General features: G+C 63.2%; 14 protein-coding genes. 11 read left to right on the forward strand and 3 right to left on the reverse strand.

The genetic code is table 11. The features are described 5' to 3' along the window. The 9 genes from HGI46_RS03395 to HGI46_RS03435 all read left to right on the forward strand — a co-directional run. On the forward strand, nt 1-3,562 hold a 3,562-nt coding region (locus HGI46_RS03395), incomplete at its 5' end, for a hypothetical protein (RefSeq protein WP_168903131.1). A gap of 38 nt (nt 3,563-3,600) precedes the next feature. Continuing rightward, complete coding sequence (gene cysS / locus HGI46_RS03400; protein WP_168903132.1) at nt 3,601-5,082, forward strand: cysteine--tRNA ligase; 1,482 nt, start codon at nt 3,601-3,603, stop codon at nt 5,080-5,082. A gap of 64 nt (nt 5,083-5,146) precedes the next feature. Continuing rightward, nucleotides 5,147-6,085 carry a D-2-hydroxyacid dehydrogenase gene (locus HGI46_RS03405; protein ID WP_168903133.1) on the forward strand — a complete coding sequence of 313 codons (939 nt, stop codon included), beginning with the start codon at nt 5,147-5,149 and terminating at the stop codon, nt 6,083-6,085. A 162-nt stretch (nt 6,086-6,247) separates the two neighbouring features. After that, nucleotides 6,248-7,903, forward strand: a complete 1,656-nt coding sequence (locus HGI46_RS03410; protein ID WP_118074138.1) for an acetolactate synthase large subunit — start codon at nt 6,248-6,250, stop codon at nt 7,901-7,903. 122 nt (nt 7,904-8,025) lie between these two features. Then, complete coding sequence (locus HGI46_RS03415) at nt 8,026-9,462, forward strand: aldehyde dehydrogenase family protein (protein WP_168903134.1); 1,437 nt, start codon at nt 8,026-8,028, stop codon at nt 9,460-9,462. A gap of 254 nt (nt 9,463-9,716) precedes the next feature. Further along, on the forward strand, nt 9,717-11,066 hold the full coding sequence (locus tag HGI46_RS03420) for a cytochrome c family protein (protein ID WP_240946569.1): 1,350 nt from the start codon (nt 9,717-9,719) through the stop codon (nt 11,064-11,066). Then, a complete protein-coding gene (locus tag HGI46_RS03425) occupies nt 11,066-13,054 on the forward strand; it encodes a heme-binding protein (RefSeq protein WP_118074136.1) in 1,989 nt (662 codons plus the stop codon). Before HGI46_RS03420 ends, HGI46_RS03425 begins: the two co-directional genes overlap by 1 nt. Further along, nucleotides 13,054-15,060 (forward strand): hypothetical protein, encoded by a 2,007-nt coding sequence (locus HGI46_RS03430; protein WP_168903136.1) that lies wholly within the window; start codon nt 13,054-13,056, stop codon nt 15,058-15,060. The genes HGI46_RS03425 and HGI46_RS03430 overlap by 1 nt, the downstream gene beginning before the upstream one ends. 11 nt (nt 15,061-15,071) lie before the next feature. After that, nucleotides 15,072-19,649 carry a hypothetical protein gene (locus HGI46_RS03435; RefSeq protein ID WP_240946570.1) on the forward strand — a complete coding sequence of 1,526 codons (4,578 nt, stop codon included), beginning with the start codon at nt 15,072-15,074 and terminating at the stop codon, nt 19,647-19,649. Nucleotides 19,650-19,725: 76 nt separating this feature from the next. Here the strand turns inward: HGI46_RS03435 and HGI46_RS03440 are convergent, their stop codons facing one another. Next, a complete protein-coding gene (locus HGI46_RS03440) occupies nt 19,726-20,109 on the reverse strand; it encodes a hypothetical protein (RefSeq protein WP_168903138.1) in 384 nt (127 codons plus the stop codon). Then, complete coding sequence (locus tag HGI46_RS22040) at nt 20,099-20,287, reverse strand: hypothetical protein (protein WP_118074132.1); 189 nt, start codon at nt 20,285-20,287, stop codon at nt 20,099-20,101. Before HGI46_RS22040 ends, HGI46_RS03440 begins: the two co-directional genes overlap by 11 nt. Nucleotides 20,288-20,407: 120 nt before the next feature. On the opposite strand from HGI46_RS22040, the gene HGI46_RS03450 reads away from it, so the two are divergent. Beyond that, nucleotides 20,408-21,106, forward strand: coding sequence for a LexA family transcriptional regulator (locus HGI46_RS03450; RefSeq protein ID WP_168903140.1), 699 nt, complete (start codon nt 20,408-20,410; stop codon nt 21,104-21,106). Here HGI46_RS03450 and HGI46_RS03455 read toward each other — a convergent pair. Beyond that, nucleotides 21,103-21,540: an acetyltransferase gene (locus HGI46_RS03455; protein ID WP_168903141.1), complete on the reverse strand. Its 438-nt coding sequence runs from the start codon at nt 21,538-21,540 to the stop codon at nt 21,103-21,105. The genes HGI46_RS03450 and HGI46_RS03455 overlap by 4 nt on opposite strands. Before the next feature lie 65 nt (nt 21,541-21,605). On the opposite strand from HGI46_RS03455, the gene HGI46_RS03460 reads away from it, so the two are divergent. Then, entirely contained in the window at nt 21,606-22,286 is a 681-nt protein-coding gene (locus HGI46_RS03460) for an MBL fold metallo-hydrolase (protein WP_118074129.1), read from the forward strand. The last annotated feature ends 5 nt before the right edge of the window (nt 22,287-22,291 follow it).

The following is a 22,291-nucleotide window of genomic DNA, read 5'->3' on the forward strand; positions in this document are numbered from 1 at the left end:
GCTCGATGCGGGTACCAGCATCGCCGTGACCGCGACCGGCGCACTGACGCTGGCCTCGGTCACTGCGGGCACGACGATGACGCTCGGCGCCGACAGCCTGCAGGCAGGCGCACTCGACGCTGGAACCACTATCGGTATCGCAACTAACGGTCGCGTCTCGCTGACGGATGTACGGGCAGGAGGTGCCATTTCGATTGGTGCGGCAGACCTCGGTGCGCTCAGCCTGACCGGCGATGGCAACTTGTCTTTGACGATCAGCAACAGCGCAGATCTCGGCACCGTGACGGTGCTGGGGGCGTTCAACCTTTCCGCTGCATCTTTGACGCTGGGTACGAGCAGGTCCGGCCGGGACAGCATGCTGGCAATTTCCGGGAATGCCCAGATCGGCAGCATCTTCGCGGGCTTGGCTGATACCGGTCAGAATCTCGTGCAGGTCGTGGTGCAGGCGCTGGGCAACTCATACACCGGCGGGCAACTGCTCCCGGTGTTCGATGTCGTGCAGGGGCAGACCTTTACGGTTTCATCATCGACGAATGACCTGTGGAGCGCTGGCGCGCTGCCGCGCTTCTCTGACGCGGATGGCTTGATCGCGTTCCGCCTGGCTACTGCCCAAGACGATTCGGGCGTCCAACCCGGGACGCAGATTGGCGGAGCATTCGGTTCGTTGACCATCGGCAACTTCACGGCGCCGTTCGGTGCGCTGGTGGGCGAGGTCGCAGGACAGAGAGTTCTTGTCGGCGCCAACGGCACGATCACGGCGCCGGCCACGGGAACCCTTTCGGTCGGGTACTGGGATTCGAATGCGGGCGACAATACTGGCAGCATAGCCTTCAATTTCGGCCTGGGGGCAGGGAGCGGTGGCACGGCCATGAACCCGGCCAGCGTCACCGTGACGGCCGGTTCAAATCTTACGATCGGCACCGCTCAGGCCACTTCTGCCATCACTCTTGATGCTGGCGGCGGACTTCAACTCGGTGGGGCTGATGCAGGGACGGCGTTGTCGTTGGTCGGCACCACGATTGACGCCGGAACGCTGACAGCGGGGACCGACATCACGATTGCCAGCACCGGAGCAAGCGTGATCGACACCGCCACTGCGGGCAGGCTGTTCAGAGCCGCGACCGGTGCGCTTGACTTCAATCTTGTTGATGCTGCGAGCGATGTGCAGATCCGTTCGCTCACCGGCACGCAGGGCGGTGATTTGATCTCGGGCGCGAACATCACCATCGATGGCGATGGCAAGATCGTGCTCGGCCATGCCACAGCAGCCGATACAGTCACCGTCGCAACCGGAGACGCGCTTTCCTATGGCAGCGTCGAGGGAGGCAGTGTGATCATCGGTGCCGCCTCGGCAAGCGGTGGCGCGATTACGGCTCGCGCGGGCAACCTTCGTACCGACGTGGTGGGTGATCTGACCACCGGCCAGCTCGTTGCGAGTGAATCGATCGACCTGACTGCCCGCGATGTTACACTTGCCAGCGCGCAATCCGGCGCAGATTTCTCTGCCAATGTCCGCTCGCTGAGTGCTCCGGTTCTCGGCGCTTCCGGCAGCTTTACCCTGACAGGTTCGGGCACGGTTGAAGTTGGCACGGCAACGGCGGGCACGGGTCTTGAGGTGAAAAGCCGGTCACTGACCTTCACCCGCATGTCGAGCGGGGGAGCGCTTGACGTCGTCACCGATGGGAACGTGGCTGGCGGGGATCTCGTCGCCACCGGGCAGATCCGGATTGCGACCGGGACGGGCAGTTTCACATATGGCAGCATCGAGGGCGGGGGCATTGCGATTGGTGGCCAAACGGTTTCGGGCGGTGCCCTGACGGCACGCACCCAGGATCTCGCCATTGCCGTGAGCGGTTATGCAAGTTTGGGCACGATTGATGCCGCAGGAGACGTCGACATCGAGGCCCGGAACCTTGGTTTCTCGACGATAAAAGCTGGTGGCGCGTTCCGATCCGCCAACACGGCGATGACGGGAACTTCCATCGCCGCAGGAGGTGACATAGATCTCTCGACAGAGGGTGATCTTGCATTGTCGGCGTTGTCTGGAGCATCCGCGCGGATTTCTTCCCGCGGAATCGTCAACGTCTCCGGCCTGCAACTGACGGGCGCGATCAGCGTCCAAGCCGATGCCGTAGGCCTTGCCTCCGTGGGCAACCTGCAGATCGTTCGCATCCTTGCCGACGCTGGTAATGTCGACCTCTCGGCAAGCGGCTCGATCCGCGGTGGCACAATCGAAGCTGTGGGCGATATCGCTCTGCTGGCCAGCAACGGCGATGTCGTGATAAGCCATCTTTCTGCTGGATACGCCGACGCCGTGGGCGGCTCGCTCCGCGCGCTTGGCACCGTCACTTCCGGGGCCGTCGGCCAAGGCAACATCGATATCGTCGCGAGCGGGGATATCGTCATCAACGACGTGGCCGATGCGGCGAAGGCCTTCACCATGAATGCCGGCAACACCATCCGGCTCAACGGGCTGGCCACCGGTGTGACGATGGACTTTACTTCGGCCGATCTCGAGATCGGCGCCAGCGGGCGCCTCGGCGAAACCGCGCACACCGACGCGATCACACTGCGCAACACCGGCCAAGGGGCGCTGAGGCTGGGCGACAACATCGCTTCTACGGTGAGCGGCTATGCCATCTCGCAAGCCGAATTCTCCCGCATCCGCTCGCGCGGGAACCTCACCATTCGTGGTACGCAGCAGATGCTCGTTGGAGACCTTGCGGTTGTTGCGCAGGCTGGCACGGTGCAGGGCCAGATTGGCGAGACCGGCACCTTGTCCTTGCGCTCCACCGGTCTGATCTCGTTTTTTGGCGCTCTCTCGATCAGCAACGCTGCGGGCAACACCCTGTCGGTCAGTAGCAGTGTGGACGGGATCTACCTTGATGCTACAACGGGTTCGATCCGCCTTCTCGAAGGCGAGACGCGAGGCGGCTCGCTCCTCCTGTCGGGCAGCGGGATCGCAATGGTCACGCGCGCAGCGCTCGAGGACATTGCGCAACTGACTGACACTGCGCTGATCACTGACCGCCTCGGACTGAACGACGGCGTCAGCGATGGCCGGACTCTGGTAGAAGCTGATGCGATCACGCTGCGGTCTGACGAACAGGTCTTTATCCAGAACACCTCGCTCGGTACTCGCCTGGATGACCGCCGCGGACTTGTTGCGAACAGCCTGACCATCGGTTCGCGTGACGGTGGCCAGCTCGACATCGTGATCAATGGCATCGTTAATGGCCAGACTGGTGTCGATGCAATCGAGCAGATCTCGTTCGACGAAAGCTTCACCGATCTTTCTTCGGTCAACGGCTGCGTGATCGTCAATGCCAACACCTGCAACAAGCTGCCATTCGAGATCATCGAGCTACGCGATCTCGTCGAGGAAGTGCTGAAGACCGACCCCGAGGACAGCGCGCTGCAGGTGACCGACAGCTTCACCAAGACCACGCTCATCCAGCTCAACCAGATCGCGCCAGCAGGCTTCGAGCCACTGATCGACGAGCCGGTGACAGGCACGGGCAATGACGATCTGCTGGGTGCGGCGCGCGAGACTGGCGAGTGACTTGACCTGATGCGGGGGGGCGGGGCAATGGCTGATCCATGTCAGTCCACGGCCCCGCCCCCTTCGCGCCCTCCGCACCGCTCAAGCTGTTCAACAGCCTGACGCGCCAGCTTGAGGAATTCCAGCCCGTCCACGCAGGCGAGGCGCGCGTCTATTCCTGTGGGCCGACGGTCTACAACTACCCGCACATCGGCAACATGCGCGCCTATGTCTTCGCCGACATCCTTGGTCGCACGCTGTCGTTCAAGGGCCTGAAGCTCACCCACGTCATCAACATCACCGACGTCGGCCATCTGACCGACGACGCCGACGATGGCGAGGACAAGATGGAGAAGATGGCCCGGGCGCAGGCACAGTCGATCTGGGACATCGCGCAGCACTATACCCAAGCCTACTGGGAGGACGTGAAGGCGCTCAACATCCGCCAGCCGGCACGGTGGACCATTGCCACCGAATACGTACCGCAGATGATCGCCTTTGCCGAGAAGATCGCGGCCAGGCACTGCTACGAACTCGACAGCGGCCTCTATTTCGACGTCTCGACCGTGGCCGACTACGGCCGCCTTGCCCGCGCCCAAACGGAAGACGGCGAGGGCCGGATCGAGGCCGTAGAAGGCAAGCGCAACGCCGCTGACTTCGCGATCTGGCGCAAGACGCCGCCGGGCGAGAAGCGCCAGATGGAGTGGGATTCTCCGTGGGGGAAGGGTGCTCCCGGCTGGCATCTTGAGTGTTCGGTCATGTCTGGCGAAGTGCTCGGCTTCCCGTTCGATATCCACACCGGCGGCATCGACCACCGCGAGATCCACCACCCCAACGAAATCGCGCAGAACCAGGCATTTTGCTGCACGAACGGATTGGAACTCCCCGCCAATTCCGGCGCGCGGGTGTGGATGCACAACAATTTCCTCGTCGAACGCTCGGGCAAGATGAGCAAGTCCAGCGGCGAGTTCTTGCGGCTGCAGCTTCTGATCGACAAGGGCTACTCGCCGCTGGCCTACCGCCTGATGTGCTTGCAGGCCCATTATCGCAGCGAACTGGAGTTCTCGTGGGAGGGGCTCTCAGCCGCTCTCACGCGCCTCAAGCGCATGCTGATTGCAGTGGGCCAGCTCAAGGAGCGGGCCGGGGAGGGAGGCGCCCAGCCCGGTCCGCGCTTTACGCCCTTCCTCGAACGCTTCGATGCAGCTGTGTCGGATGATCTCAACACCCCGGTCGCGCTTACCGTGTTCGAAGAAGTGCTCGCGCTGAAAAAGGTCGACACCTCGGAAAAGCTTGCCGCGCTGGCAGCGATGGACGCCGTGCTCGGTCTCGGTCTGCTGTCGCTCGATCGCAAGGCGCTTCGCCTCAAACCCAAGGGTGTCGAGATCGCGGAGACCGAAATCGAAGCTGCTCTCGAAGCCCGCAAGGCCGCGCGGGCGGACAAGGACTTCGCCCGCTCCGACGCCCTGCGCGATGACCTTGCCGCCAAGGGCGTGGAGGTCATGGACGGTGACCCGCTCGGTTGGGAATGGAAGCTCGTCTGAACGGGTTTCAATCCGCAATCGATAGGCTAAGTCTCTCGCAAATGTTTTCGGGAGAGAGTTAAGCATGACCGTCCTCGTGATGAACGCCATGGCAGCGCCGCTGATCGAGCCGCACCTGCCCGACTGGGTCGAGCCGCGCTATTTCCGCAGCGCCGAGGAATTGTTCGGCCTGGCTCCCGAGGCGGAGATTGGCTGGTTCGACCTTTACCAGCCCGGCGGCATGGACAAGGCGATCCGGCTGGCGACACGGCTCAAGTGGCTCAACTCGGTCTATGCCGGCGTCGATTTCTTCCCTCTGGATGTGCTTCGCGAACGCGGCGTGATCCTCACCAACGGTACCGGCATCAACGCCATCACCATCGCCGAATATGTCGTGATGGGCATGCTCACCGTGGCCAAGGGCTACCGCGAAGTCGTGCGCTCGCAGGACCGGCACGAATGGCTGCTCGACAGTCCCGGCAAGGTCGAACTCGCCGGCAGCCGGGCGCTGATCCTTGGCTATGGCGCCATCGGCCAGAAGGTGGAGCGCATGCTGCAAGGCTTCGATGTTGACGTGGTGAAGGTACGACGGTCGCAGGGAGAGGGCACGCTCGGTCCCGACGAGTGGCGCAGTCAGCTCGGCACCTTCGACTGGGTGATCCTCGCCGTGCCCGCTACGCCCGAAACCGAAGGCATGATCGGCGCGGCAGAGATTGCCGCGATGAAGCCCGGCTCCACGCTGGTCAATGTCGCAAGAGGCAGCGTCGTCGATCAGGAAGCGTTGATTGCGGGCCTGAAGGAAGGCCGCCCGGGTCACGCCTTCCTCGATGTCGTCAGCCCCGAACCCCTGCCGGCGGATCACCCGCTGTGGGACGTGCCCAATGCCCACATCACCAGCCATCTATCCGGCCGTGCGCAGACCCGGATGTTCGAGCGTTCGGTCACGCGTTTTCTCCAGAACCTCGCCCGCTTCCGCGCAGGCGAGCCGCTCCAGCCGCAGGTCGATCTTTCGCTCGGCTATTGACGGCGGGGCGTGACAGCGGCGCGCACCTTTGATAGCCATGCGGGCAAGGGCAGGCGCGGGGGCCATAACGACACGCGCCGGGAACTTGCCCTGTGGTCGCATCCGAGTTGGGGAGGGTAACGCAGCCTTGGCCGCGCGTTCCCGTTGATGGAGCGACCAAAAATGGCCGAAGGCAAGAAGGCGTCAGACCTGTTCATCGAGTGCCTTGAGGAAGAAGGCTGCGAATACATTTTCGGCGTTCCGGGCGAAGAGAATCTCGATTTCCTCGATTCGCTGTCACGCTCGAAGAAGATCAAGCTGATCCTCACGCGCCATGAACAGGGTGCCGGCTTCATGGCCGCCACTTACGGCCGTCACACCGGCAAGACCGGCGTCTGCATCGCGACGCTTGGGCCGGGCGCCACCAATTTCGTCACGGCTGCGGCCTACGCCACGCTTGGCGGCATGCCGATGCTGATGATCACTGGCCAGAAGCCGATCAAGAAGTCCAAGCAGGGCCGCTTCCAGATCCTCGACGTCGTCTCGATGATGGGGCCGATCACCAAGTTCACCCATCAGATGGCCTCGTCTGACAACATCCCCAGCCGCGTGCGCGAAGCCTATCGCCTCGCCGAGGAGGAGAAGCCCGGCGCAACGCATATCGAACTGCCCGAGGATATTGCCGACGAGCACACCGACTCCGTCCCCCTCAAGCGCAGTCTCGTCCGCCGCCCCAACGCCGATGCCAAATCGGTCGCGCAGGCCGTGCACGCCCTGCAGAATGCCAAGGCTCCGGTTCTGGTCATCGGTGCGGGCGCGAATCGCAAGATGACCGGGAAGATGCTGCGCGAGTTTGTCGAGAAGACCGGTATCCCGTTCCTCACCACACAGCTCGGCAAGGGCGTGATCGACGAACGGCATCCGAAGTTTCTTGGCTGCGCTGCGCTTTCCGCTGGTGACTTCGTCCATCGCGCGGTCGAGGATGCCGACCTCATCATCAACGTCGGCCATGACGTGATCGAAAAGCCGCCGTTCTTCATGCGCGAAGGCGGCACGCCGGTCATCCACGTCTCGACGAAGACGGCAGAGGTCGATCCGGTCTATTTCCCCGCCATCGAGGTGATCGGCGATATCGCCAACGCCATCTGGCAGATGAAGGAAGCGGTCGAGCCGAACCCGGCCTGGAACTTCGATCACATGCTGGCCTATCGCGCCGCCGAGGTCGCCCACACCGCACCGCTCGCGGCGGATGCCCGCTTCCCGATCTTCCCGCCGCACCTCGTGCAGCAGATCCGCGATGCCCTGCCTGAGGACGCGATCATCTGCCTCGATAACGGCGTCTACAAGATCTGGTTCGCGCGCGGTTACACGGCCTACCACCCCAACACCGTGCTGCTCGACAATGCGCTGGCCACGATGGGCGCTGGCCTGCCCTCTGCAATGATGAGCGCGATGCTCTATCCCGAGCGCAAGGTCATGGCGATCTGCGGCGATGGCGGCTTCATGATGAACAGCCAGGAGATGGAAACCGCGGTCCGCCTTGGTCTCAACCTGACCGTGCTGATCCTCAACGACAGCGCCTATGGCATGATCCGCTGGAAGCAGGCCAATATGGGCTTCGAGGACTTCGGCCTGACCTACGGCAACCCCGATTTCGTGAAGTACGCCGAAAGCTACGGCGCGCACGGGCATCGCGTCACCAGTTCCGAACACCTCAAGGAACTGCTCGCCCATTGCCGCGATACGCCGGGCGTCCACCTCATCGATTGTCCGGTCGACTATTCGGAGAACGACCAGATTCTCAACAAGGATATCAAGGAACTGTCCAAGGCACTTTAGGGTTCAGGCGATTCATCATGTCGTCACCCCGGGCTGGACCCGGGGTCCCGCTTTCCCCCTGCGGCGGTTCGATAAATAGCGGGATCCCGGGTCAGCCCCGGGATGGCGTTGGAGGTTATCAAGTGTCACAGCTCAAGGACGTCTACCCGCTCTATCTCAACAACAAGGCCGTGCAGCCGAACACCGATCTTGCGGTGACCGACAAGTTCACCGGCGAAGTCGCTTTCCGCACTGCGCTCGCCACGCCCGACGTGATCGATGAAGCCATTGCCGGTGCCGTCCGCGCGGCTGAACCAATGGCCAAGCTGGCGTCCTACGAGAAGCGCGACGTGCTCGACCACTGCGTCCGCCGCTTTGCCGAGCGCAAGGACGAACTGGCCTATGCCCTGTGTGTCGAAGCCGGAAAGCCCATTGCCGATTCCGAAGGCGAGGTCGGTCGCCTGATCGACACCTTCCGCATCGCCGCCGAAGAAGCCACGCGCAACTACGGCGAAGTCCAGCCGCTCGATATCAGCCCCCGTGCCAAGGGCTACATGGGCATGTGGAAGCGCGTGCCGATCGGCCCGTGCAGCTTCATCTCGCCCTTCAACTTCCCATTGAACCTCGCCGCGCACAAGATTGCCCCCGCCATCGCCATGGGCTGCCCGTTCGTGATGAAGCCCGCGTCGCTCACCCCGCTGGGCGCGATCATCATGGGTGAAGTGCTGGCGGAGTGCGATGTCCTGCCGGAAGGCGCATTCTCGATCCTGCCTGCCAGCCGCGATGGCGCCGATCTGTTCACGACCGATGACCGGCTCAAGCTCCTGTCCTTCACCGGTTCGCCGGGCGTCGGCTGGGAACTCAAGGCCAAGGCGGGCAAGAAGAAGGTCGTCCTCGAACTCGGCGGCAACGCTGCCGTGGTGGTCGACAAGGACGCCGATCTCGAACACGCGCTGGCCCGCATCATCTTCGGGGGGTATTACCAATCCGGCCAGTCGTGCATCCACGTCCAGCGCGTGATCATCCACGCCGACATCTACGACCAGTTCCGCGACATGCTTGCCGCCAAGGTCAAGACGCTGAAGTCCGGTGACCCCAAGAACCGCGATACCTTCATCGGTCCGATGATTTCGGCCAAGGAAGCCCAGCGCCTCAAGACCTGGATCGACGCCGCAGTCGCCGGTGGCGCCAAGCTGCTCGCGGGCGGTGGCTGCGATGGCAACATGCTCGAAGCCACCCTGCTCGAAGGCTGCAGCCGCGATATGGACGTCTATACCGAAGAGGCCTTCGGTCCCGTCGTCATCCTGTCGAAGTTCACGGATTGGGATGCCGCGCTCGAGGAAGTGAACGACAGCAAGTTCGGGCTCCAGGCCGGTCTGTTCACGGCCGACATCCACAAGGTCATGGACGCCTGGGACAGGCTCGACGTCGGTGGCATCGTCGTCAACGACGTGTCTTCCTATCGCGTCGACAACATGCCTTATGGCGGGGTCAAGGATTCCGGCCTGGGCCGTGAAGGAATCCGCTTCGCCATGGAAGACATGTCCGAGATCCGGAACATGGTCATCCGCAGGAAGTGATTTCCGATGCAGAAAGATGCCAGTCTTTCCGATATGTTTCCAAAGTTTCTGATTAGCCACTTGAACCAAGGGGTAAGAGTGTCCTAACCTGAAGCTCAACGGGGTCGCATTGCAGCACTTCCGGCAAGAGCTATCGCACAAGGCAAAAGCCGCGCGATACGCAGGGCCGGTGGGGACGAGGGGCAATGCTGGGTACTATCTTGCGAATCAGGCAGCTCGCGGCAACTTGCCGGGCCCTACCGCGTTCCGCTGCCATGGCGATGGCGTTCTGCCTTGCCATGGCCGGAGCCGCGCTTGGTGCGTCGTCCCTGGTTTCACCATCGCTGCAGGCTCAAGGGACCGCTCCGGCGGTGCTGCGCGGCCACGTCGGTGTCGCGTCATGCGCAGGCTCTACCTGCCATGGCCGCAGCGTCGCCGATGGCGCTGTCGTTCGGCAGGACGAGCTCATGCGCTGGCAGGAAGATTCCTCGCCCTCGGGTGCGCACAGCCGTGCATGGCGCGTGATCCAGGAACCGCGCGGGCAGGCCATCGTCAGGCGGATGGGGCTCGATGCGGCTGGCGTTCAGCGTGAATGTGCCGGTTGCCACGCCTCGCCGGGTTCGGCGCGTCCTTCCGATGGCGTCGATTGCGAAGCGTGCCACGGCGCCTCGGGTGGCTGGCTCTCGTCCCACTACACCGTCGGCGCCAGCCACGCCCGCAACGTCGCCCAGGGCATGACCGATCTGACCCGCCCGCAAGTCAAGGCGCAGGTCTGCCTTGACTGCCATTTCTCGGGCGACGCCAGGGGGCAATTCATCGCCCACCGCATCATGGCCGCTGGCCACCCGCGCATCTCGTTCGAACTGGACCTGTTTACCACGCTCCAGCAGCACCATGATGAGGACGCCGACTACGTTCAGCGCAAGGGCGGCAAGACCAACTCGATGCGCATGTGGGCCGTAGGGCAGGCTGAGGCCGTGAAGCGCAGCCTCGAGCTCTACAGCCAGCCTGCTCGCGCCATGGATGGCATTTTCCCCGAGTTCACGTTCTACGATTGCCACTCCTGCCACCGCCGCATTTATGATGGTGAGGACGGAAACGTCACGGCAATCCGCAATCCCGGCCGCCCCATCGATCTCGGCACGCCACCGTATAACGACGAGAACATGATCATGCTGCTGGCGGCGGCACGGGTCATCGCGCCCGATGCCGCTGCCACGTTCGACGCACGGGCCAAGGCTTTCCACAAGGCGATGCTGGCCAACCGTGCCGAAACCGTCGCCGCGGCCCAGGCACTGCGCCAGTCTGCCGATGCGCTTTCTGCGCGCTTCGCCTCTGCCAGCTTCACGCGGGAGCAGACCTTCGCGATCATGGATTCGATTGCCAGCGACGCCATCGGCGAACGCTACACCGATTACGAAGGCGCGGTGCAGTCGGTCATGGCGGTCGACACGCTGCTCAACGGTCTCGTCAATCAAGGCATGGTTTCAGCAGGTTCCGCCAGCGGTCTGCGCGTGCAGATCAACCAGGCCTATGCCGCCGTGCGTGATCCGAACGGTTTCCAGCCTCTCGCATTCCGCCGCGCTCTGGGCAGCGCGGTACGATCCATCCGGAGCCTTCGCTGATGCGCATGCCGTTGGCTTTCCGGCAGACTACCGCCGTCGCACTCGCGCTCTCTCTCACCTTGTCTGGGTGCGGCGGCGGTGACTCAGGCTCGGGCGGGACATTTACGCCGACGCCTACCCCGACATCGTCTTCGCGCTTCTTCGCCGATCCCGCGCAGGAAGCCCTGACTGCCGCCGAAGTCCAGCAAATCATTGCGCAGGCGGTGGGAGAGGCGAAGGCGCTCAACTACCCGGCAATCATCGCAGTGGTCGATCGTGTCGGCAACGTCCTGGCCGTTTTCCGCATGAACGGGGCGGCAACGCGGATGATCATCAGCCCGCGCACCGCCACGGGCGAGATTTCGCCGCGTGAAGTCGACGCGCAGGGGCTTGAGGTCGAAGCGACGATGGGAGCCATTTCGAAGGCTGTCACCGCTGCGTACCTTTCGTCGAGCGGCAACGCCTTTTCCACCCGCACGGCCAGCATGATCGTGCAGGAGCATTTCCCGCCGGCGCCTAATACGCCGGGGCTTGAATCCGGCCCGCTCTTCGGCGTGCAGTTCAGCCAGCTGCCCTGTTCGGACCTTTCCGCCCGCTTCGCAACGGGCAACGCCGGGAGCGGGGCCTTCATCGGTCCCAAGCGCGCTCCGCTGGGGCTCGCCGCCGATCCGGGAGGACTGCCACTTTACAAGAACGGAGTCGTCGTTGGCGGCATCGGCGTGATGGCGGACGGCGATTACGCTTACGATCCCGATGTGACCGATGTTGATGGCGATCCTGAAGAGTTCATGGCGCTCGCCGGCATTCAGGGCTTCGCACCGCCGGCTGAAATTCGCGCCGATCGCATCCCGGTGGATGGTTCCACCCTGCGCTTTGCGGATGCGCGGGTCGAAGGCCTTCACCCGCTCCAGACCAGCTTTTCCGCAATCAACAACTCGGCTGGCACTCTCATCCCGGTGCGTGGCTACTATGACGGAACCGCGGTTCTCGCCGGAACGCCCTATGGAACCGAAGCGAGCGGCATTCGCCGTGCCACTTCCAGCGAGTTCTCGCTTGCTGATGCCTACGTGCTCAGCAACGGTTCTGGCGTAAACCGCTATCCCATCAAGCCCGGGACCGATTCTGCTGCGGTCGGCACGCCTTTGACTGCGGCCGAAGTGCGTGCCGTGCTGGAAGAAGCCTTCACGATCATGACGCGCGCCCGCGCGCAGATCCGCCGCCCGCTCGACAGCCGCGCACAGGTCTCGATTTCCGTTGTCGATACTTATGGCGAAGTGCTCGGCCTGGTCCGCGGCCCGGATGCACCGATCTTCGGTATCGACGTGTCGCTGCAGAAGGCTCGCACCGCAGCCTTCTTCTCGAACCCGGTCGCAGCCGAACAGCTTCTCGCCAATACCGATGCGGAAATCCCGGCTTTCGTTCAGCGCGCCCGCGATTTCCTCGGCGATCAGACTGCATTGACCGGCAAGATCGCCTTTGCAGACCGTTCCGGCGGCAACTTGTCGCGTCCGTTCTTCCCGGATGGCGAGGTAGGGCGTCCCCACGGCCCGTTCTCGCGCCCGATCACCGATTTCAGCCCGCTTGCCACCGGTCTGCAGATCGCGCTGGTCAAAGCGAACCTGCTCCAGCACGCGGTCTTTGTTGAAGGCTCACTCAACGCGCGTGATGTCGTGCAGCGTTGCACTGCAGTTCCGGATACACCGACCGGCAAGAAGCGGCTGGCCAATGGCATCCAGATCTTCCCCGGCTCGGTTCCGATCTACCGCAATGGCAAGCTGGTCGGCGCTATCGGCATCTCCGGTGACGGTATCGATCAGGACGACATGATCGCGTTCCTCGGAACGCACAATGGCGGTGCCAAGGCGGGCACCATCGGTAACGCGCCAAAGGAAATCCGCGCCGATACCATCGTCGTGCCGGTCGGGCAGGGCGTTCGCCTGCGCTATGTGAACTGTCCCTTCGCGCCGTTCCTCGACACCACCGACCAGAATGTCTGCGAGGGCAAGTGATGCAGCAGGTCGCTCTCCTTCTCGCACCGGTCCTCGGCATCACCACGCCGCATGTCCAGCCGGCGCCGCTGACGTTCTACTTGCAGGACGCGTCAGGATCGGCGCCAGGAACTGCCGAACCCCAGCAAGCGCCGACGGTTGACAGCAAGGCGCCGTTGCCCGGTGGCGAGACCGACGCCGACGGCGCATTGATCGATGGACGCCGCCGTCCCGGTTTCAACAAGCAGCTTCCCGAGAAGGTCGAGCAGGACAATCCCGGTGCGGTCAATGCCCCGCCGCCCGAAGCCTTCTACGACAAGTACGATGGCGAAGGACCTGTGGGCGATCTCGGTCTGGACGTCTCCCTGCCTGACCGCTGGCGCATCATGTCGTCGCTCTGCCCGCAGAAGGACAGGGCAACCGGCAAGAAGGACCGCTCGCTCTACACGCTATTTCCGAAGCTCGAATATGTCTGCCATTCGCAGCTCGATCCGTTCCATCACAATCTGCTCAAGGGCGATCGTCCGCTTGCGCGCGGCAAGCGTCCCGGTTTCCTGAAGGGGGATGACTGGTACCTGCTGGCGGGCGCGGTTTCCGATACTGTGGTCGAACCGCGCAGTTTCCCGATCCCGGTTGGCAACCAGACCACGACCAACCCCGGCGAGATTGACACCTTCGGTCGCAGCCACAGCCTGGTCCTGTCACAGACCTTCATCGCCAGCCTTTCCCTGCTCAAGGGCATGACGGCCTACAAGCCGCCGGTGATCGAGTATCGCATCGCCGTCGCCGCGAACCTCAACCACGTCCAGGTGCCGGAGCGGCGCGTCCTGTTCGTTGAACCGTCAAAGGGCACCAGGCGCACCGATGGTTTCATTGGCCTGCAGGAAGCCTTCATCGACTACCACATTGGCCGGTTTGATACGAAGCGCTACGATTTCGTCTCCATGCGTGCCGGCATCCAGCCGATGCAGTCGGACTTTCGCGGGTTCCTGTTCAACGACAACCAGTTGGGCGTGCGCCTCTTCGGCAACCGTGACAACAACCGCGTGCAGTTCAATCTCGCCGCGTTCTGGCGGCTGGAGAAGGAAACCAATTCGGGCCTGAACGATGTCAGCCGGGCGCCGCGCAACGATTGGGTGTTCATGGCGAACCTCTATCGTCAGGACTTTCCCTTTGTCGGCCTGACCAGCCAGCTCTCGGTCACCTACAACATGAACCGTGAACGCAACGAGATCACGGTCGACACCAACGGCTTCCCGGTCCGGCCCGCCCTGATCGGCGATCTGCGCGGCCGCGAGTACGACGTTGTCTATCTGGGTTACGCGGCTGACGGCCATATCGGTCGCCTCAACATCACCGCGCAGGCCTATGCCGCGCTGGGTGAGGACCGGAATAACTTCCTCACCAGCCGCGCGGCCGAGATCAAGGCATTCATGGCCGCTGCCGAAGTGAGCTACGATTTCGACTGGACCCGCGTTCGTCTCTCGGGTCTTTGGGCCAGTGGCGACAGCGATCCTTATGACAAGACCGAAGGCGGCTTCGATGCCATCTTCGAAAACCCTCAATTTGCCGGCGCGGACACCAGCTACTGGATCCGCCAGACGATTCCCTTCGCAGGCGGCGGCCGCAATATCTCGGTCAACGGTCGCAACGGCATCCTGAACTCGCTTCGCTCATCGAAGGAGCAGGGCCAGTCGAACTTCACCAATCCCGGCACCATGCTCGTCGGGCTCGGCACCGATTTCGATCTGACGCCCACCGTGCGCGTCTCGACCAACGTCAACCACCTGTGGTTCGAGAACACCAAGGTGCTGCAAGTCCTGCGCAACGAAGGTTCGATCCCGCGCGACATTGGCTGGGATGCTTCCGTCTCGGCAATCTGGCGGCCCAACGCTTCGCAGAACCTCGTCTTCCGCCTTTCGGGCGCCGTGCTCGATCCGGGGGCGGGCTTTGACGATCTCTTCGCCCAGATGGGCAAGGCAAGCCGCTTCTATTCCGTCCTCGCCAACGCGACTTTGGCCTTCTGATGACCCAGCCCATGACCGAAACGCGCAGCTTCCGCAAACTCTCGCTGGCATGGCTGACAGCGGCACTTGCCGTGCTGCTGATCCCGAGCGCCCTTTACGCTTCGGGTGAAGAGAAAGCCCAGAAGGTCACGCATACCCGCGCACCTGCTGCGCCGCGCGGCCAGCCCGGTGATACCGTCGAGGAACAGTGGGCCTACGTTGACAAGCAGAACGCAGGCTGCGTCAGCTGCCATACCAAGAGCGACCATCGCACCATGCACGCCAGCCCGGCCGTGGTGCTGTCCTGCGCCGATTGCCACGGCGGCAACACCAAGGTCATGGCGGACCGGTCATGGAACCGCAATTCGATCGATTATGTCGCGGCCATGAAGGACGCGCACGTCCTGCCGAAGTACCCGGCCGCATGGGGCTGGCCTTCTTCAGCCAACCCGAAGCGTTCCTACGCGCTCCTGGGCAAGGAAAGCCCCGAGTTCATCCGCTTCGTCAATCCCTCGGACTATCGCGTCGCCCGTGATTCCTGCGGCGCCTGCCACATGCAGATCATCGAGGCATCCGAACGCTCGCTGATGTCCACCGGCGCGATGCTGTGGGGCGGGGCGGCCTATAACAACGGCATTGTCCCCTTCAAGAACTACATGTTCGGTGAAAGCTTCACCCGCACTGGTGAGCCTGCCCTGCTCAAGTCGGCCTCGAAGGAGATCGGTGCGGACGGCAAGCCGATGTGGGGCACGGTCACGCCGAAGGAAAAGGCGCGCGGCGCGCTGCCGGTCATGTATCCGCTGCCGCGCTGGCACACGATTCCGCCGGGCGACGTGTTCCGCGTGTTCGAGGACGGCGGTCGCAACATCAACCCGCAGTTCCCCGAAATCGGCCTGCCCAACTCCACAGGTCTGATCCAGCGCCTCGACGAACCGGGGCGTCCTGATCTCAAGCAGTCCAACCGCGGCCCTGCCACGGGCCTGCGCGTCGCCATCCCGGTGCTCAACATCCACAAGACGCGCCTGAATGACCCGTTCCTGTTCCAGATGGGCACCAACGATCAGCCGGGCGACTATCGCTCCTCGGGCTGCGCGGCGTGCCACGTCATCTATGCGAATGACCGCGAACCGCGCCACTCGCTGAACTACGGCAAGTGCGGGCGGGACGGTCAGACCATCACTGCCGACCCGACGATCAATTCCCTGCGCGAAGGTCAGCACCGCAAGGGCGCTTACGGCTCCTACGACGCCGAAAAGGAAGAGCATCACGACAAGGTGCGCGGCACCGTGCTCGGCGGCAAGCGCGCCTATCTCGGCGGCGACCGGACCGATCCCGAACAATCGGCCGACATGGAAGGCGATTGCGCCCGCGCCATCACCTCGGCCGAACAGCTGGTCTATTCACCTGGCAAGGGCGTCGCGCCGCATGGCTCGATGGACCATGACAAGATGGACCAGGCTTCGGCCCACGCCATGGCCGGGCTTGACGCCAAGGGGCACCCGAAGAAAGATGCCCATGGCGAAGATGCGCACGAAGGCGCTGGCCCTGTCGCCATGCAGGATCGCGAACGCGGCCACCCGCTGGTCCACGCCTTCACCCGCGCCATCCCGACCGCGCAGTGCATGAACTGCCACATGCACCAGCCCAACATCTTCCTGAACTCCTACCTCGGCTACACGATGTGGGACTACGAATCCGACGCGCCGAGCATGTGGCCGGGGCCTGAGAACCGCGCGCCAAAACCTGCCGGCATGTCCGATGCGGACTACGCAAAGACCTTCAAGAAGCAGTTTTACCCGAACATCGACGAACAGCGCGAAGTGCTGGACCGCAATCCTGAGGGCGCGTCCACCCGCGGCCTGTGGCGCGATGTCGAATTCCTGCGCAACGTCTATGACCTGAACGACAAGCTGGAACGCACCCAGTTTGCCGATTATCACGGCCATGGCTGGAACTTCCGCGCCATCCTCAAGCGCGACCGTCGCGGCAACCTGCTCGACGATGAAGGGGATATGTCCTCCTACGGCACCGACAAGGCGCACATCATCTCGCCTGACGATCCGGAAAAGTTCCGCAAGGCCGGCGAGGGCAAGTTCGTCGAACCGGGTGAGAGCAATCCCGGCAAGGCCGTCCACATGATGGACATCCACGCCCAGATCGGCATGCAGTGCGCCGATTGCCACTTCTCGCAGGACAGCCACGGCAACGGCATGATCTATGGCGAGGTTGCCAATGCGGTCGAGATCGGCTGCAAAGACTGCCATGGCACGCCCGACAACTATCCGACGCTGCTGACCTCGAACATGGCGGCCCCTGAAAAGGGCAACAACCTTGCCCTGGTGCGCAACGCCGATGGCCAGCGCCGCTTCGAATGGTTCAACGAGGCCGATGGCCGTCGCGTGCTGATCCAGCGCTCGATCATCGATCCCAACCTGTCGTGGCGCGTCAGCCTGGTGAAGGATTCGGTCGACGCGCGCTTTGCCGGCAAGATGGACGCCACCGGCAAGCCGATCTTCAATCCCAAGGCCGCGCGCGCCAAGCTGATGGCAAAGTCTGCCTCGGACGACGGGGTCTACAAGTTCGGCACCGGCGTTGCCAAGGAAGCGCGCGCCCATCGTGACGACGATATGGCCTGTTTCACCTGTCACCTGTCGTGGACCACCTCGTGCGCCGGCTGCCATTTGCCGATCGAGGCGAACTGGAAGTCGGCCACCCACAAGTACGAGGAAGACTACACCCGCAACTACGCGACCTATAATCCCCAGGTTGCGCGCGATGACATGTTCCAGCTGGGCAAGCACCAGCGCAACAAGTCGTCGGGTTCGGATCCGGTGCAGTATGATGCCTCGGGCAATCCGGTCTCGGGCAAGGCGATCACCGCGCCGATCCGCTCGACCTCGGCGCTGATCCTGTCGTCGACCAACATCAACCGCGAACGCATCTACGTGCAGCAGCCGCCGATTTCCTCGATCGGCTACTCGTCACAGGCTTTCGCGCCGCACTTCCCGCACACCGTTCGCAAGAACGAGACCAAGCAGTGCACCGATTGCCACGTCAGCCAGGACGAGGACAACAACGCCACGATGGCGCAATTGCTCTTGCTCGGCACCAACTACGTCAACTTCGTCGGCATGAATGCCTGGTTCGGTCTGGACGGCGGTTTCGAAGCTATCCGCGTCACCGAATGGGACGAACCGCAAGCGGTGATCGGCTCCTACCTGCATCGCTATGCCTATCCGGATTACTGGAAAGCTCACGTCGAGGATAACGGGCGCGAACTGAAGAACTGGACCCGCGGCAAGATCGTCGATGGCAAGCTTTCGGGTGAAACCACCGGGCAGGAACAGTTCGCCAACGTGGTGGAAGGCACCAAGGACGCGGTCCGCTGCCTGCAAATGCGCGGCGAATACATGTACGTAGCCGAGGGGAAGGGCGGATTCCGCGCCTATGACATCGCCGCGATTGGCAACAAGGGCTTCTCGGAACGCATTGTCACTGCGCCGTTCTCGCCCTTGGGCCACGATACCCATGTCGCCACCACCAACGCGACCTGCATGGCCCTGCCGACCAACCAGTCGATTGCGCCCACGCGCAACACGCCCGAACTGCGCGGTCTTAATCAGGAGCAGCCGTTCTCGCCGATCTACAGCTATGCCTTCATCACCGATGCGGTCGAAGGTCTGATCGCGGTCAACGTCGATACGCTGGCCGACGGCGAATTTCGCAACAACTTCTTCAACCGCGCGCTGACCTTCAACCCGGACGGCGTGCTGACCGGTGCCCGCCATATCACTCTGGCCGGTGACTATGCCTACATTGTCACCGACAAGAATCTGGTGACCGTCCACCTGCCCAAGCCGTGGTCTTCGCAGAAGCCGTGCGAAGTCAGCGAGAAGAAGGGCGGCGAGACCTGTCTCGATCCGCGCATCACCTCGGTCGTGCCCCTGCGGGATCCCCGCGCCACGGCGGTGCAGTTCCGCTACCTCTGGGTGACGACGGCCAATGGCCTCGAACTGATGGACATCACCAACCTGGCCCAGCCCAAGGCCGTGCCTTCGGCAACCGTGCCGCTGGCCGACGCTCGCCGCGTCTACCTTGCCCGCACCTACGCCTATGTCGCGGCCAAGTCGCAGGGGCTGGTCATCGTCGACATCACCGCGCCGACGCGCCCGTCGATCTACACCAGCTATACCGCCGACGGGCAGCTGAACGATGCCGAGGACGTGATCGTCGCTTCGACCAACGCCTCGCTCTTCGCCTATGTCGCCGATGGCCGGAACGGGATGAAGGTGCTGCAGCTTACATCGCCCGCCAGCCAGCCGAACTTCTACGGCTTCTCGCCCGAACCCAAGCCGGAGCTCATCGCCTGGGCTCGCACACCGACACCGGCCCTGGCTCTGTCAAAGGGGCTGGATCGCGATCGCGGCGTGGACGAGACCGGCGGCCAGATGGCTGTCTTCGGCCGCCTTGGCTCCCGCCCGTTCACGCGGCCGGAGATGGAAGAGCTGTTCCTTAACAGCAAGGGCGATGTCTTCCGCGTGTCCAACGCTGTGGACATGAGCCTGTGGGTCGGCGCCAAACCGGCGCCGCTGCTCGCGAAGACGAACTGATCGGTTGGAGAGGAGAGCGGGTGCCTTGAGCGCTTGTGCCTTGCGTCCAGGCGCTTGAGAGCACCCGCCGATCTCTTCAGTCCTCGTCAAGCAGCAGGAGCTCGCACTCCACTTCCATGAGCGGCGCGGGCAGGATCTCGTGGTCCACCCGGGTCACTGCGGCATCCGCCACCAGACGCCCGCGCAGCTTGAACTCGTGCTCGGGCAGGACCGCGATGAAGTTCTCACCGTCACTAACTGCCTCGCTGCCGGCAAAGCGCAGGACCAGCCGATGCCGCGCACCCGAGAACGTGATGCTCGCCCATGGTGTCTCGTCATGGCTGATCACCTCGGCATGCGGCCCGCTGATCTCGCGCACGGTCCGCAGCAGGCGCTCGGCCGTCGACGGGCGAGGGGTGAGCGGGGGAGGAATGGTTTCACAAAGCGCCTTGGTCTCGAAAGCGTGAGGATCAAGCAGCATGGACATTCCCTCCGAAGTTGTTCATGAAATGTTCTATACGTTCCACCGTTCCGGAACGCGGCTCCCGGCCATTGCGCAGGTCCCCGACAAGACGGGGATCGCGGGCGGCAAGGCGGCCGAATTTGGTGACCGGCATGCCCGTCTGGCGAAGGAAGCTCTCGATCTTGCGAAGCAACATGGCGTTTCTTGACCTCCAGCTGCGGAGTCGCGGAGACGACTCGAAATAGGATTTTTCCTATGTTGATCTCCAAATCCTACAATGCTAGGAAAAGTCCTTCGAAATCGGAGTAAGGCGAAGATGGTCCCGGCAGACAACGAATCCGACGACGGCGCGCGCGCTCGTCTTGTCAGCCTTGCCACGCAGCGCGGCGTCAGCCTCTCGGCGCTCTCGGCGCTGATCGGTCGGAACACGACCTATCTCCAGCAATTCGTCCGCAAGGGCAGCCCGCGCAAGCTCGAAGAGAATGACCGCCGCACGCTGGCCGAATTCTTCGGCGTTCCGGAAAGCGAACTTGGTGCCTCTCCCCGCGGCGGTGTAATTACCGCCGGGCAGGGGGCACCGCGTGGCGTCACACCCCCTCGGGCCATTGCCGCCGAATGGGCTGACATTCCCCGCCTGCCGCTGGGCGCGTCAGCTGGTCCCGGCACGCTCCCGGCAGAGGAAATTCCCTCCGGCCGCCTGCGCTTCAATCACCGTTGGCTCAAGGGGCAGGGGCTCGAGCCGGCAATGCTCTCGGTGATCGAAGTCGAAGGCGATTCGATGGAGCCAACCTTGCGCGATGGTGACGAGATCCTCGTCGACCGCACCCCGCGCCCCTTGCGCGCGGGGATCCATGTGATCCGGCTCGATGACGTGCTGCTGGTCAAGCGCCTCGAATCCGGCCCTGGCGGCATGGTTCGGATCATCTCCGACAATCCCGCCTATCCCCGTCTGGAGCGCCTGCTGAACGAGGTCGAACTGGTCGGCCGCGTCGTCTGGAAAGGCGGCCGACTCTAGCCGCGCAATTCCATGACGATCAGCGGATAGGGCCGCCCCTGGCTGTCCAACTCCTTGCGGCCGATCTCTCTAAAGCCCATCCGGCGGTAGAAGCCGCGCGCGCCTACATTCTGCTCGTTGACCTCAAGGCGCCGCGCTCCAAGAACCCGGGTTGCATGTTCGATCAAGGCTTTGCCAACCCCTTGGCCATGGCAGGCAGCATCAACGAACAGCGCTTCGACGCTTCCATCGTCCACGATCATGAAGCCCAAGGCACGGTCGCTCGCATCTACAGCGAGCGTCATGGGCGTTTCGGGAAGAAAGCCCGCAACCTCTTCCCCAATCGCCAGCCGGTCTTCAGCTGAAAGGAAATCGTGCGTGGCGTCCACGGCACAAGCCCAGATTTCCAGCGCTCGCTCGCCATCTTCAAGTCGGGAAGGGCGTATCGATATCATCGGGCAAGGTTAGGCACCGGACCGAAGCATTGCAATTGCGGTGCCTTCGCTCCAAATCGGCAGGCATGACCGAAGCCGCCACACAAACCGCCGCGCAGCCGCCCTTCAAGGTCGCGATCATCCCCGTCACGCCTTTGCAGCAGAACTGCACGCTGGTCTGGTGCACCAAGACCATGCGTGGTGCATTCATCGATGCCGGAGGCGATCTCGACAAACTGCGCAAGGCGATCGAGATGACCGGCGTCACCATCGAGAAGCTGCTCGTCACCCACGGCCATCTCGACCACTGCGGCAGCGTCGGAATTTTCGCGCGAGAACTCGGCGTGCCGATCGAAGGCCCGCAGGAGGCGGACCGCTTCTGGATCGCGCAACTCGATGAAGATTCGCAGCGCTGGGGCATTCCCGCCGAGGTGTTCGAGCCCACCCGCTGGCTCAACGATGGCGACAAGGTCACGGTAGGCGAAGTTGAGCTCGACGTGATTCACTGCCCCGGCCACACCCCCGGCCATGTCGTGTTCCATCACGCGCCGTCGCAGGTGGCAATCGTCGGCGACGTGCTGTTCCAGGGGTCGATTGGCCGCACCGATTTCCCAATGAGCAATCATCAGGACCTGATCGATTCAATCACGCAGAAGCTCTGGCCGCTCGGCAACGACGTGACCTTCGTCCCCGGCCACGGCCCCAACAGCACGTTCGGCCGTGAACGCCAGACCAATGCCTATGTCAGCGATTATGCCCTGAGCTGAGGAAT

The organism is Novosphingobium sp. ERW19 (assembly GCF_012641315.1).
Classification (GTDB): domain Bacteria; phylum Pseudomonadota; class Alphaproteobacteria; order Sphingomonadales; family Sphingomonadaceae; genus Novosphingobium.

Excerpts from the sequence above, each read along its gene's own strand:
- cysS (WP_168903132.1), top strand. The coding sequence starts at position 3,601 with ATGTCAGTCCACGGCCCCGCCCCCTTCGCGCCCTCCGCACCGCTCAAG.
- HGI46_RS03405 (WP_168903133.1), top strand. The coding sequence starts at position 5,147 with ATGACCGTCCTCGTGATGAACGCCATGGCAGCGCCGCTGATCGAGCCG.
- HGI46_RS03410 (WP_118074138.1), top strand. The coding sequence starts at position 6,248 with ATGGCCGAAGGCAAGAAGGCGTCAGACCTGTTCATCGAGTGCCTTGAG.
- HGI46_RS03420 (WP_240946569.1), top strand. The coding sequence starts at position 9,717 with ATGGCGATGGCGTTCTGCCTTGCCATGGCCGGAGCCGCGCTTGGTGCG.
- HGI46_RS03425 (WP_118074136.1), top strand. The coding sequence starts at position 11,066 with ATGCGCATGCCGTTGGCTTTCCGGCAGACTACCGCCGTCGCACTCGCG.
- HGI46_RS03430 (WP_168903136.1), top strand. The coding sequence starts at position 13,054 with ATGCAGCAGGTCGCTCTCCTTCTCGCACCGGTCCTCGGCATCACCACG.
- HGI46_RS03435 (WP_240946570.1), top strand. The coding sequence starts at position 15,072 with ATGACCGAAACGCGCAGCTTCCGCAAACTCTCGCTGGCATGGCTGACA.
- HGI46_RS03440 (WP_168903138.1), bottom strand. The coding sequence starts at position 20,109 with ATGCTGCTTGATCCTCACGCTTTCGAGACCAAGGCGCTTTGTGAAACC.
- HGI46_RS22040 (WP_118074132.1), bottom strand. The coding sequence starts at position 20,287 with ATGTTGCTTCGCAAGATCGAGAGCTTCCTTCGCCAGACGGGCATGCCG.
- HGI46_RS03450 (WP_168903140.1), top strand. The coding sequence starts at position 20,408 with ATGGTCCCGGCAGACAACGAATCCGACGACGGCGCGCGCGCTCGTCTT.
- HGI46_RS03455 (WP_168903141.1), bottom strand. The coding sequence starts at position 21,540 with ATGATATCGATACGCCCTTCCCGACTTGAAGATGGCGAGCGAGCGCTG.
- HGI46_RS03460 (WP_118074129.1), top strand. The coding sequence starts at position 21,606 with ATGACCGAAGCCGCCACACAAACCGCCGCGCAGCCGCCCTTCAAGGTC.